This window comes from Streptomyces sp. NPDC005863 (assembly GCF_042871345.1).
GTDB lineage: Bacteria > Actinomycetota > Actinomycetes > Streptomycetales > Streptomycetaceae > Streptomyces.
In genome coordinates, this window is the sequence record NZ_JBIAII010000009.1 from 149,979 (window position 1) to 162,290 (window position 12,312).

The following is a 12,312-nucleotide window of genomic DNA, read 5'->3' on the forward strand; positions in this document are numbered from 1 at the left end:
CGTCAGTCCCTCTTACTCCGGTTGGCCCGCTTGGTCCGCCGCGCGGACGGGACGGTGCGACCCACGATCACCGTACGACGGGGCTGCTTGCTGGGCATTTCCTTCGCCTCGGGCGCCGCCTTGCGGCTGATGGCCCGGCGCACGCCGTAGCCGAACGCGGCCACCTTCACGAGGGGGCCGCCGAAGGTCGAGGCGACCGTGGTGGACAGCGCCGACGCGTTCGACGTGACCTCCTGGACGTCGGAGGCGATGGCGTCGACGCGGTCGATCTGGGTCTGCGCGGAGCGCACCGCGGTGGAGGCGTCGGCCAGGAGGGGGACCGCCTGCTCGGTCACGTCCGCGACGAGCTTGGTGGTCGCCCTGAGCGTCTGGGCCAGCCTCGCCAGTGCCACCGCGAGGAAGGAGACCAGGATCGCCCAGAAGACGGCCACCAGGACCCCGGCAACCTCTCCACCGGACACTTGGCACCGCTCCCTGCATCTCGTCCCTGAACTACGTACCCGAACGTCGAAAAGTCGTCCTCCGACCCTATCGCGCCGGGGGCACCGCTCCGTACCGCATTCCCCGTCACCGTCACAGGAGTTGCGCGAAGTGATTGTACGGACCGCATACGAATGAGTACGCTCCGTACCCCATGCGACCACTTCCGCCCGGGAATCTTCCCCTGGAACTGAACGCCTTCGTCGGGCGCGACACCGAACTCGCCGAGCTGGCCACGGCGTTGGAGGCCGGGCGGCTCGTCACCGTGACCGGGGTCGGCGGGGTCGGCAAGTCGCGCCTCGCCCTGCGGGCCGCCGCCCGCACCCGGCTGCGCGACGGCGCCTGGCTGGTGGACCTCACGACACTGCGCGACCCGGACCTCCTGGAGCACGCGGTCGCCGAGGCCCTGGAGCTCACCGACCACACGCGTCGGCCGCCGCGTCAGGTGCTGCTCGGGCATCTCGCAGAGCGGGAACTCCTCCTCGTCGTCGACGGTTTCGAGCACCTCGTGGACGCCTGCGCCTGTCTGGTGCGCGAGCTCCTGACGCACTCCCCCGGGCTGCGGGTGCTCGCCGTGGGGCGCAGGCCGCTGGAGACCGAGGGTGAGCGGCTGCTGCCGCTCGCGCCGCTGCCGGGGCCGGACGCGGCGGCGCTCTTCACCGAGCGGGCGGCGGCCGGCCTGCCGGGCTTCGTCGTCGACGACGGCAACCGCGCGGACGTCATGGAGCTGTGCCGCCGCCTCGAGGGGATCCCGCTCGCCGTGGAGCTGGCCGCGGGCCGGCTGCGGGCGCTCTCCCCCGCGCAGCTGCTCACCCGGCTCGACGACCGGTTCCGGGTGCTCACCGGCGTCCGGCGCGACGCGCCGCCGCGCCATCAGACGCTGCGCACCGCCATCGGCTGGAGCCACGAGCTGTGCGCGCCGCGGGAGCGGCTGCTGTGGTCGCGGCTCACGGTGTTCGCGGGCCAGTTCGACCTGGAGGCGGCCGAGTACATCTGCGCCGGGGACGGCCTGCGCGCCGAGGAGGTACTCGACGTACTCGACGAACTCCTCGCGCAGTCCGTGCTGACCCGCGAGGAGTGGCCCGCGGGGGTGCGCTACCGGATGCTCGACACGGTCAGGGCGTACGGCGCCGACTGGCTGGAGGCGGCGGGCGAGAGCGAGCGGATGCGGCGCAGGCACCGCGACTGGTACATGGGGCTCGCCACCTGGTGCGAGCTGGACTGGTTCTCGCCGCGCCAGCCCCAGGTCGCCGCCCTCATCGACGCGGAACTGCCCAATCTGCGGGCCGCGTTGGAGTTCTGCCTGACCGAGCCGGACGAGGCCCACCTCGGCCAGTACCTCGCGGGCACGCTCTGGTTCTACTGGGTGGGGTGCGGGCGGCTCGCGGAGGGCAGGCACTGGCTCGACCGGGCCCTCGAACTCGACGGCGGCCACGACGACTCGCGGCTCAAGGCGCTGTGGGTGCTCGGTTACGTGGCGGTGCTGCAGGGCGACGCGGTCGCGGCGCTCGCCGCGCTGCACGAGTGCCGGGACGGCGCGGAGCATGCGGGCAGCGCGGTCGCCGCGGCGTACGCGGAGCACCGCATCGGCTGTCTGGCCCTGGTGACGGACGACCTGCCGCGCGCGGAGACGCTGCTGCGCTCGGCGCTCGACCGTTACCGCACGATCGGCGAGCTGAACAGCAACGTCCTGATGGGCCAGGCCGAGCTCGCCATGACGCTGGCCTTCCGCGGCGAACTCGGCGACGCGGTGGAGCTGTGCGAGCACGTGCGCCTGGTCTGCGAGGACCACGGGGAGCGTTGGGCCCTCGCGTACGCCCTCTACGTCCTCGGTTACGCGGCCTGGACCCGCGGCGAGGCGCGGACGGCGCGCGAGCTGCTCGCCGACGCGCTCGATCTCGACCACCGTTTCCACGATCTGCTGGGCACGGTCCTCTCCCTCGAACTGCTCGCGCTGTTCACCGTGACGGAGGGCGATCCCGCGGAGGCCGCGGTGCTGCAGGGGGCGGCGGCCCGGGTGTGGCCCTCGGTGGGCCTGCCGCTGTTCGGCTCGGCCCACTTCGGCGGCCCGCACGCGCTGTGCGAGGAGCGGGCCCGCGCGGCGCTCGGCGACGAGCGGTACGAGGAGTGTGTACGGGCGGGCGCGGGCCTGGAGCTGGACGCGGCGGTGGCGCGGGCGCTGCGCACCGGCCCCGGAAACGACCGAACCCGCCGCCTGCCCCGCCCTGAGGGGCGGGGAGGCGACGGGCTGAAGCAGGGTGAGCTACGTCCGGGTCAGCGGGCGTAGTACTCGACGACGAGCTGCTCGTCGCAGATCACGGGGATCTCCTTGCGGTTCGGGTCGCGGTCCAGGCGGAAGGCCAGAGCCTTCAGGTTCACCTGGAGGTAGCGCGGGGTCTCGCCGTCGGCGGCGAAGCCACCCTCGCGGGCGACCTGGAACAGCGGCTTCTCGCGGCTGCGCTCGCGGACCATCACGACGTCGTCGGGACGGACGCGGTACGACGGCTTGTCGACCTTGCCGCCGTTGACCTCGATGTGGCCGTGCACGACCATCTGGCGGGCCTGGTAGATCGTGCGGGCGATGCCCGAACGCAGAACCAGGGCGTCGAGACGACGCTCCAGCTCGATGACCAGGGCCTCACCGGTCTTGAGCTGCGTCTTGGACGCGCGCTCGTAGGCACGGACGAGCTGGCGCTCGGACAGGTCGTACTGCGCGCGCAGACGCTGCTTCTCGAGCAGACGGACCTTGTAGTCCGAGTTCTGCTTGCGCCCACGGCCGTGCTCGCCCGGCGGGTAGGGGCGGGCCTCGAAGTACTTGACGGCCTTCGGGGTCAGCGCGATGCCGAGGGCACGCGACTTCTTGACCTTGGGGCGGGACTGGTTCGGCATGAACCAACCTCTCTGTTTCTTGTGAATTCGGCTTCACCAGTGGTTAGGGGAGGTCGCATCCGCAGCCTGGGAAACCTCGTGAGCCATGGGCTCGCAAGGCAGCCGCTCCCTGGTCTGGGCACTATGTGCAGCACGCGAGTGGCCCACCGACCGATTCCCGGAGTACGAGATGGTGGTGGGCTGCCCGCGACACCTTCGACGGTGCGCGACGCTCCTGGATCCCCGGTGCCTCGCGGCGGTGGGGTTCCGGCTGGATGTCCCGATCTGGTGGCGCCGGTACGGGACCGGCACGGGACGCAGCGCTTCGGGCAAGTGTACCGGGTGACCGGGGGTGCCTCCCACCCGGCCCCGGCGGCGGCCTACGCCTCGGGCTGCTCGCCCTTGAGGCGGGCGCGGACCCGGTCGACCACGTCGGCGTACCGCGCCTCGGCGCCGTACCGCGTGGGCTGGTAGTAGCGCTTGCCCTCGATGGTGTCCGGCGCGTACTGCTGGACGGCGATGCCGCCGGGGACGTCGTGCGGATACACGTACCCCTGGGCGTGGCCGAGCTTGGCCGCGCCCTTGTAGTGGCCGTCGCGCAGGTGGGGCGGGACGGGGCCGGCGAGTCCGCCGCGGACGTCGGCCTGGGCCTGCTGGATGGCGATCGTCGCGGCGTTCGACTTCGGGGCCAGGGCGAGGGCGATCGTGGCGTGGCTGAGGGTGAGCGCGGCCTCCGGGAAGCCGATCATGGCGACGGCCTGGGCGGCGGCGACGGCGGTGGGCAGGGCGGTGGGGTCGGCGAGGCCGATGTCCTCGCTCGCGGAGATCATCAGGCGCCGGGCGATGAAGCGGGGGTCCTCGCCCGCCTCGATCATGCGGGCCAGGTAGTGCAGGGCCGCGTCGACGTCCGAGCCGCGGATGGACTTGATGAGGGCGCTCGCCACGTCGTAGTGCTGGTCGCCGTCCCTGTCGTACTTCACGGCGGCCCGGTCGACGGACTCCTCCAGGGTCTGGAGGGTGATCGTCTTCTCGCCCTGGGCGAGGGCCGAGCCCGCACCCGCCTCCAGGGCGGTGAGGGCGCGCCGGGCGTCGCCGCCCGCGATCCGCAGCAGGTGGTCCTCGGCCTCCTCGGGCAGCTCGACGGCGCCGCCGAGCCCCCGCTCGTCGGTGAGCGCCCGGCGGAGCAGGCCGCGCAGGTCGTCGTCGGTGAGCGGTTCGAGGGTGAGCAGCAGGGAGCGCGAGAGCAGCGGGGAGATGATCGAGAAGTACGGGTTCTCGGTGGTCGCCGCGATCAGCGTCACCCAGCGGTTCTCCACGGCGGGCAGCAGGGAGTCCTGCTGGGCCTTGCTGAAGCGGTGGATCTCGTCGAGGAAGAGGACGGTCTCCTTGCCGTGGCCGCCCATCGCCCGGCGCGCCCCGTCGATGACGGCGCGCACCTCCTTGACGCCCGCGGTGATCGCGGAGAGCTCGACGAAGCGTTTGTTGGTCGCCTTGGAGACGACGTACGCCAGGGTGGTCTTGCCGATGCCGGGCGGGCCCCACAGAAACACCGAGGAGGGTCCCGCGGGACCTCCCCCGCCCTCGCCGACCAGGCGGCGCAGGGGTGAGCCCGGCTTGAGCAGATGCTGCTGGCCGACGACTTCGTCGAGGGTGCGGGGGCGCATCCGGACGGCCAGGGGACTGCTGGACGGGTCCTTCTCCTGGCGGTCTTCGGCTGCGGCGGTGAACAGGTCGGGCTCCACGTCAAGAACCCTATGTCACCGCACCGACAATCCCGCAGGGAGCCGGGTCCGCCCGCTCGGAGCCTGCCCGGGCCCAGGCTCTCAGGCCCAGAGGTCGGCGCCCCAGCGCGTGAGGATCAGCATCGCGATGACGCCGGTGTGCATCACGGGAAGGGCCCAGGTGAAGTCCGCGAGGAAGCTCCTGGCCCAGGCGGGGGCGGGCAGGAAGCCGGCGCGGATGTTGGACGAGGTGACGTACCAGAACATCACGAGCGTCATGACCCAGGCGAGCGTGCACCAGAGGCAGAGCGCGTTGATGTGGTAGAGCGACTGGATCATCAGCCAGGTGCAGAAGCCGACGCCGAAGAGCATGCCCGCGTTGAACGTGAGCCAGTACCAGCGGGGGAAGCGGGCCCCGGCGAGGAGGCTCATGCCGACGCAGACCACGATCCCGTAGGCGACCAGGCCGAGCATCGGATTCGGGAAGCCGAAGACCTCCGCCTGCTCGCTCTTCATGATGCTGCCGCAGGCGACGACGGGGTTGATGCTGCAGCCCGGCTGGAAGTTCGGGTCCTTGAGGAGCTCGAACTTGTCGAGGGTGATCACCCAGGAGGCGAGCAGGCCGGCGGCGCCGGTGATCACCAGGAGCAGGGCGAGCGCGCGGCTGCCGCCGACGGCGCGGAAAGCGCCCGACCGGTCCCGGTCGTCCAGGGCGTCGTCCTTCGCTGACATCGTTTTGCTCATCACGTCGTTCCGTCGCTTGTGGTGGCCGCGGGCACGCACATTGTGCCGCACGCGCCTGTGTGTCCACCGTTCGATGGACATAAGGAGGCACGTACGGGGGTGCCGATGTGTTCGGTTGGGCGGGAAGGTTGACGCATGACGGACGACATGACGGGCGGCATGGCAGAGGCCATGCCGGAGGGTGTGGACTCCGGTGGCGTGAACTCCGATGTCTGGAACCGGACTTTCCGGCTCGGGGACACCTACTTCGCCGTGGTCTGGCTGGCCACACTCGCCTTCGTCCTCGGCACCGCGGACGCGGACCGGCCCGTCCGCGGAGTCACCGCCGCGCTGCTTCTGCTGCTCGTGCCCTGGTACATCGGCGTCGGACGGCCGGTCCTGATGAGCGAGGGCGGCGACGCCCGGCGGGCGCACCTCTACGTCGCGGGCACGATCCTGCTGTTCCTGCCGCCCGGCACCCTGGTCGGTGAGACCCGGCTGATGGCCTTCGCGCTCATCCCCCAGTGCTTCATGGCGCTGCGCACGCGCCCCGCGCTGGTCGCGATCGTCGTCGTCAACCTCGTGCCGGTGACGATCTGGTCGGTGCTGTGGCGGCCGACGTCGCAGGACGTCTTCTACAACGTCCTCTTCGCCGCGGTCACCCTGGTCTTCTCGGTGGCCGTCGGCGTCTGGACGCTGCGCGTCATCGAGCAGAGCGCCGAACGCGCCGGTCTCATCGCCACGTTGCGGACCAGCCGTGCGGAAGTCGCCCGGCTCTCCGCCGAGCGTGGCGCCCTCGCCGAGCGCGAACGCATGTCCCGGGAGATCCACGACACCCTCGCGCAGGGCTTCGCCAGCGTCCTCATGCTCGTCCAGGCCGTCGACGCGGAACTGGACCGGGACGTCCCCGCCGTCCGCCGGCACCTCGCCCTGATGGAGGCCACCGCACGGCAGAACCTCGCCGAGGCACGAGCCCTGGTCGCCGGTGGCGCGCCCGCCGATCTGGACGGCGGCCCGCTGCCCGAGGCGCTGCGCCGGCTCGCCGCCCGGCACGGCGCCGATGTGGCCGTCACGGGCGAGGCGCGGCCGCTGCCGGCCGCCCTCGAAGTGGTCGCCCTGCGCTCCTGCCAGGAGGCTCTGGCCAACGTGCGCAAGCACGCCGGATCCGGTGCCGCGGCGCACGTCACGCTGGCGTACGGGGAGGGCTCGCTCACGCTGGAGGTGCGGGACGAGGGCAACGGCTTCGATCTCGGGCGGTCCCGGCCGGGCTACGGGCTGCGGGGGCTGCGGGCCCGCGTCGCCGAGGTCGGCGGCACCGCCGAGGTGACCAGCGGCCCCCGCGAGGGTACGACGGTCGCCGTGGTGCTGCCCGTTCCAGCCCCCGCCCCCGTCCCGGAGAGGAGCGCCCTGTGATCCGTGTCGTGCTCGCCGACGACCATCCCGTCGTACGCGAGGGGCTGCGCGCCATGCTCGGCGCCGAGCCCGGGCTCGCGGTCGTCGGGGAGGCGTCAAGCGGGCCGCGCGCGGAGGCGCTGGTGGCCGAACTGCGCCCCGACATCGTCCTGATGGACCTGCGGATGCCCGGCGGGGGCGGCGTCGACTCCATCGAGCGGATGGCCGCCGCGGGGCTCGCGTGCCGGGTCATCGTGCTCACGACGTACGAGACCGACCGCGACATCCTGCGCGCCGTGGAGGCGGGCGCCGCGGGTTATCTGCTCAAGGACCTGGCCCGCGGCGAACTGGCCGCCGCGGTGCGGGCCGCCGCGCGGGGCGAGACCGTGCTCGCGCCGTCGGTCGCGGCGCGCCTGGTGGACCAGTTGCGCGCCCGGCCCGAGCGGCCGCGGCTCTCCGCGCGGGAAACGGCCGTGCTGCGGCTCGTCGCCGAGGGCTGTACGAACGCGGAGATCGGGCGCCGGCTGTACGTCGCCGAGTCCACGGTGAAGACGCATCTGCTGCGGATCTTCGGCAAGTTGGACGTCGACGACCGCACCGCCGCGGTGACGACTGCTCTGCGCCTCGGCCTCTTGGACTGAGGCCCGCCCCCGGAGCGAGGTCACAGAGCCCCCGGACCGAGGTCGCGGGGCCTCCGGCCCGGGCGGCCCCGCTCCTCAAGCGGCGGACGGGCTCTTCTACTTGCGCAGCTTCGCCTTCAGCGTCGGCACGAGGTCGTCCACCGCGACCGCGTCCTGCTCCCCGGACTCCATGTCCTTGAGCTGGACGACGCCCTCGGCGAGGTCACGCTCGCCCGCGACGACCGTGAAGCGCGCGCCGCTGCGGTTCGCGTTCTTCATCGCGCCCTTGAGGCCCTTGCCGCCGAAGCTGAAGTCCGCCGCGACGCCGGCCTTGCGCAACTCCGTCACCTTGGCGAACAGGACGCGGCGCGCCTCCTCGCCGAGCGGCACCGCGAATACGCTGGTGGACGCGGGGAGTTCGAGCTCGACGCCCTCCGCCTCCAGGGCGAGCACCGTGCGGTCCACGCCGAGCGCCCAGCCGACCGAGGGCAGCGAGGGGCCGCCGATCATCTCGGACAGACCGTCGTAGCGGCCGCCGCCGCCCACCGCGGACTGCGAGCCGAGGCCGTCGTGGACGAACTCGAAGGTGGTGCGCGTGTAGTAGTCCAGGCCGCGGACCAGCTTCTCGTCGTCCTCGAAGACGACGCCCGCCGCCGTGATCAGCTCGCGGACCTCCTCGTGGTACGCCTTGCAGGCGTCGCAGAGGTGGTCGCGCAGCGAGGGCGCGCCCACCAGTTGCTTCTGGACGTCGGAACGCTTGTCGTCGAGGACGCGGAGCGGGTTGATGTCGATACGTCGACGTGTCTCCTCGTCCAGGTCGAGCCCGCGCAGGAACTCCTGCAGCGCGGCCCGGTAGACGGGACGGCACTCCTTGTCGCCCAGCGAGTTGAGCAGGATGCGGAAGTTCCGCAGGCCGAGGGCGCAGTACGCCTGGTCGGCCAGGATGATCAGCTCGGCGTCGAGCGCCGGGTCCTCGGCGCCGATGGCCTCGGCGCCCACCTGGGAGAAGTGGCGGTAGCGGCCCTTCTGGGGGCGCTCGTAGCGGTAGTACGAGCCCGAGTACCAGAGCTTGACGGGGAGGTTGCCGGCCTTGTGGAGGTTGCCCTCCAGGGCGGCGCGCAGCACGGAGGCGGTGCCTTCGGGGCGCAGCGCGAGTTCGTCGCCGCCCTTGGTCGTGAAGGCGTACATCTCCTTGGTGACGATGTCGGTGGACTCACCGACACCGCGGGCGAAGAGCTCGACGTTCTCGAACCCGGGTGTCTCGACATAGCCGTAGCCGGAGTCACGCAGCGGCGCCGCGATGGCCTCGCGCACCGCGAGGAACTTCGCGGAGTCGGGCGGCAGCAGGTCGTAGGTGCCCTTGGGGGCCTTGAAGGTGCTCACGGAATTTCTCTCGTCACATTCCTCGTCGCGGGGCGGACGTCTCGTCCGCGCCCAGGCCGGCGGCCACCTGCCGCAGATACGGGTTGGTGGCGCGCTCCTGGCCGATGGATGTCTGGGGGCCGTGGCCGGACAGCACCACGGTCGAGTCGTCGAGCGGCAGGCACACGCGGCCCAGCGACTCGAGGATCTCGGGGTGGCTGCCGCCGGGCAGGTCGGTGCGTCCGATGGAGCCGGCGAAGAGCAGATCGCCCGAGAAGAAGACCGAGGGGACCTCGGACGTCTCGGGCATCCGGAAGGTCACCGACCCCTTCGTATGGCCCGGCGCGTGCGCGACGGAGAAGTCGAGGCCCGCCAGCTTCAGGCCGGCGCCGTCGGACAGCTCCCGCAGATCGTCGGGCTCCCCCACGGTCAGCTCGCCCATCAGCGGCATCCCGATGGAGCGGCCGAGCGCCTTCTCGGGGTCGCTCATCATGTACCGGTCCGAGGGGTGGATCCACGCGGGGACGTCGTGCGCTCCGCACACCGGGACGACCGAGGCGACATGGTCGATGTGCCCGTGGGTGAGGATGACCGCGACGGGCTTGAGCCGATGCTTCTTGAGCGCGTCCTCGACTCCCTGGGCGGCCTGGTGGCCCGGGTCGATGATCACGCACTCCTCGCCTGCGGCGGGGGCGACCACATAGCAGTTGGTGCCCCAGGCCCCGGCGGGGAACCCGGCAATGAGCACGATCGTCCTTCGTTCGTCGTCCGGCGGGGGAACCGCGGCCCCCGGCGGGAGAACGCGGCAGATCAGAGCCTACCGGCGCTGCCGATTCCACAGGTAACCCATATACGGTACGGGGCACATTCAGGTGGTCCCGGAATGGGTCCCAGGACAAGGGGAGAGACCCGGTGGTCAGCAACGAGCAGCGGCGGCGGCAGCTCGCCCGGGAGAAGTTCGCGCGCCAGCAGGAGCGGCGGGAGGCCGCGCGGCGCCGGGCCCGGATGCGCAACGCGGTGATCGCGGGGGCGCTCGCGGTGGTCGTGGCCGGTGGCGCGGTGTCGTACGCGGCGGGCGCCTTCGACGGCGACGGGTCGGCGAAGGACGACGCGGCCGCGCAGCCGAAGGATCCCTGCAAGAAGGCGGCGCCCGGCGCCGTGAAGCCGCTGAGCTTCAAGAAGGAGCCGGCGCTCGACATCGACAAGTCGGCGAAGTACCGGATGAACCTCGCGACGACGTGCGGCGACATCGGCCTCGACCTGGACGCGGCGAAGGCGCCGCACACCGTCAACTCGTTCAACTTCCTGGTGAACAAGGGCTATCTCGACCACACCAAGTGCCACCGCCTGACCACCGGCGGCATCTACGTCCTGCAGTGCGGTGACCCCAAGGGCACCGGCGAGGGCGGCCCCGGCTACTCGATCCCGGACGAGAACCTCAAGGACAAGCGCCTGAAGGACAACGTGTATCCGGCGGGCACTCTCGCCATGGCGAACCAGTACGACGCCGGGAAGAAGAAGGGCCGGAACACCGGCGGCAGCCAGTTCTTCCTGGTCTACCAGGACAGTCAGCTGCCGCCCGACTACACACCGTTCGGGACCATTTCCGATTCCGGGATGAAGGTCCTGAAGAAGATCGCGGCGGCCGGCGAGAGCAGTGGTCGGGGCGACGGCGCACCCAACGCGACGGTCGTCGTGGACAAGGCCACCGTCACCAAATCCTGAGGCCCGGTGGGCAAACTTCAAACGCGCGGGATGCGGACAGCCGCCCCGCCGGTCGCCTATGTTGGCGGTGACGAAACTGTGGACGATGCCGGGGGCCCGAAGGCCCTGCGCAGGCATCATGTGGAGGAGGCGCTGTGAGCAGCGACCCGTGGGGCCGCGTCGACGAGACGGGGACCGTGTACGTGCGTACGGCCGACGGCGGCGAGCGAGTGGTCGGTTCGTGGCAGGCAGGATCTCCGGACGAGGCCCTCGCCTACTTCGAGCGCAAGTACGACGGTCTGGTCGTCGAAATCGGACTTCTCGAGCGCCGGGTGAAGACGACCGACCTGTCCGCCAAGGACGCCATGACCGCCATCGGCCATCTGCGCGAGCAGGTGGACGAGGCGCACGCGGTCGGCGATCTGGACGCCCTGGGCAAGCGGCTCGACAAGCTCGTGGAGAGCGTCGAGTCGCGCCGCGAGGAGCGCAAGGTCCAAAAGGCCAAGCAGTCCGACGAGGCGCGGCACGCCAAGGAGGCCCTGGTCACCGAGGCCGAGGAGCTGGCCCAGAGCGAGCAGTGGCGGGCGGCCGGCGAGCGGCTGCGGGCCCTGGTGGACACCTGGAAGGGTCTGCCGCGGCTCGACCGCAAGTCGGACGACGAGCTGTGGCACCGCTTCTCGCACGCCCGCTCGGCGTTCTCCAAGCGGCGCAAGGCGCACTTCGCGTCCCTCGACGCGCAGCGCGAGGACGCCCGCAAGGCCAAGGAGAAGCTGGTCGGCGAGGCCGAGGCGCTGTCGAACTCGACGGACTGGGGCCCGACGGCGGCGCGCTACCGCGAGCTGATGGCCGACTGGAAGGCCGCGGGCCGCGCCCAGCGTGAGCACGAGGACGACCTGTGGAACCGCTTCCGCGGCGCCCAGGACGTGTTCTTCGCGGCGCGCAGCTCGGTCTTCGCCGAGCGCGACGCGGAGCAGGGCGAGAACCTCAAGCTCAAGGAGGAGCTGGCCGACGAGGCCGAGAAGCTCGTTCCGGTGACGGATCTGAAGGCGGCCCGTGCCGCGTTCCGTGCCCTCAACGAGCGCTGGGAGGCCATCGGCCACGTCCCGCGTGACGCCCGCCCGAAGGTCGAGGGCCGGATGCACGCCGTGGAGCGGGCGCTGCAGGAGTCCGAGGAGGCCGAGTGGCGCCGGACGAACCCGGAGGCTCGGGCTCGGGCCGCGGGCCTGACGGGGCAGTTGCAGGCGGCGGTGGACAAGCTGACGGAGCAGATCGACAAGGCTCGCACCGCGGGCAACGACGCCAAGGCCGACAAGCTCCAGAAGGAACTCGACGGCCGCCAGGCGCTTCTCGACCAGGCCGTCAAGGGGCTGCACGAGTTCGGCGGCTGACACGGCACGCACGGCACATGGGTCCGCCCCCGGCGCAGAGCGTCGGGGGCGGAC

11 protein-coding genes are annotated in these 12,312 nt (G+C 71.7%); 5 read left to right on the plus strand and 6 right to left on the minus strand.

Features of this window, described 5'->3' with window-relative positions; genetic code table 11:
* Window positions 1–2: 2 nt before the first annotated feature.
* The gene (locus ACFYO9_RS28150) at window positions 3–461 is read right to left on the minus strand and encodes a DUF948 domain-containing protein (RefSeq protein ID WP_355818992.1); all 459 of its coding nucleotides are present in this window, start codon (window positions 459–461) and stop codon (window positions 3–5) included.
* A gap of 173 nt (window positions 462–634) precedes the next feature.
* Here ACFYO9_RS28150 and ACFYO9_RS28155 point away from each other — a divergent pair, with 173 nt between their 5' ends.
* Window positions 635–2,767 (plus strand): regulator, encoded by a 2,133-nt coding sequence (locus tag ACFYO9_RS28155; protein ID WP_358778746.1) that lies wholly within the window; start codon window positions 635–637, stop codon window positions 2,765–2,767.
* On the opposite strand, the gene rpsD is transcribed toward ACFYO9_RS28155, so the two are convergent.
* From rpsD to ACFYO9_RS28170, 3 genes are all read right to left on the minus strand, one after another.
* Window positions 2,755–3,369, minus strand: coding sequence for a 30S ribosomal protein S4 (rpsD, locus tag ACFYO9_RS28160; protein ID WP_355818996.1), 615 nt, complete (start codon window positions 3,367–3,369; stop codon window positions 2,755–2,757). The two genes, ACFYO9_RS28155 and rpsD, sit on opposite strands and share 13 nt — an antisense overlap.
* A 359-nt stretch (window positions 3,370–3,728) precedes the next feature.
* Window positions 3,729–5,090, minus strand: coding sequence for a replication-associated recombination protein A (locus tag ACFYO9_RS28165; RefSeq protein ID WP_358778747.1), 1,362 nt, complete (start codon window positions 5,088–5,090; stop codon window positions 3,729–3,731).
* 81 nt (window positions 5,091–5,171) lie between these two features.
* Complete coding sequence (locus ACFYO9_RS28170; RefSeq protein ID WP_358778748.1) at window positions 5,172–5,801, minus strand: vitamin K epoxide reductase family protein; 630 nt, start codon at window positions 5,799–5,801, stop codon at window positions 5,172–5,174.
* Window positions 5,802–5,948: 147 nt separating this feature from the next.
* Between ACFYO9_RS28170 and ACFYO9_RS28175 the strand changes: the two genes are divergently transcribed.
* Together ACFYO9_RS28175 and ACFYO9_RS28180 are read left to right on the plus strand one after the other, a co-directional pair.
* Window positions 5,949–7,205, plus strand: a complete 1,257-nt coding sequence (locus ACFYO9_RS28175; RefSeq protein ID WP_388666670.1) for a sensor histidine kinase — start codon at window positions 5,949–5,951, stop codon at window positions 7,203–7,205.
* Entirely contained in the window at window positions 7,202–7,825 is a 624-nt protein-coding gene (locus ACFYO9_RS28180) for a response regulator transcription factor (RefSeq protein ID WP_358778749.1), read from the plus strand. The genes ACFYO9_RS28175 and ACFYO9_RS28180 overlap by 4 nt, the downstream gene beginning before the upstream one ends.
* Before the next feature lie 96 nt (window positions 7,826–7,921).
* Here the strand turns inward: ACFYO9_RS28180 and hisS are convergent, their stop codons facing one another.
* Window positions 7,922–9,187 (minus strand): histidine--tRNA ligase, encoded by a 1,266-nt coding sequence (gene hisS / locus ACFYO9_RS28185; RefSeq protein WP_358778750.1) that lies wholly within the window; start codon window positions 9,185–9,187, stop codon window positions 7,922–7,924.
* A 13-nt stretch (window positions 9,188–9,200) separates the two neighbouring features.
* Window positions 9,201–9,914: an MBL fold metallo-hydrolase gene (locus ACFYO9_RS28190; RefSeq protein ID WP_358778751.1), complete on the minus strand. Its 714-nt coding sequence runs from the start codon at window positions 9,912–9,914 to the stop codon at window positions 9,201–9,203.
* Window positions 9,915–10,078: 164 nt separating this feature from the next.
* Here ACFYO9_RS28190 and ACFYO9_RS28195 point away from each other — a divergent pair, with 164 nt between their 5' ends.
* Window positions 10,079–10,891, plus strand: a complete 813-nt coding sequence (locus tag ACFYO9_RS28195; protein WP_355819014.1) for a peptidylprolyl isomerase — start codon at window positions 10,079–10,081, stop codon at window positions 10,889–10,891.
* Window positions 10,892–11,025: 134 nt separating this feature from the next.
* Window positions 11,026–12,258, plus strand: coding sequence for a DUF349 domain-containing protein (locus tag ACFYO9_RS28200; protein ID WP_358778752.1), 1,233 nt, complete (start codon window positions 11,026–11,028; stop codon window positions 12,256–12,258).
* Window positions 12,259–12,312 lie beyond the last annotated feature (54 nt).

Bases quoted from the DNA above. Each gene is read 5' to 3' on its own strand.
- ACFYO9_RS28175 (WP_388666670.1), top strand. From the start codon at position 5,949: ATGACGGACGACATGACGGGCGGCATGGCAGAGGCCATGCCGGAGGGT.
- ACFYO9_RS28155 (WP_358778746.1), top strand. From the start codon at position 635: ATGCGACCACTTCCGCCCGGGAATCTTCCCCTGGAACTGAACGCCTTC.
- ACFYO9_RS28170 (WP_358778748.1), bottom strand. From the start codon at position 5,801: ATGTCAGCGAAGGACGACGCCCTGGACGACCGGGACCGGTCGGGCGCT.
- rpsD (WP_355818996.1), bottom strand. From the start codon at position 3,369: ATGCCGAACCAGTCCCGCCCCAAGGTCAAGAAGTCGCGTGCCCTCGGC.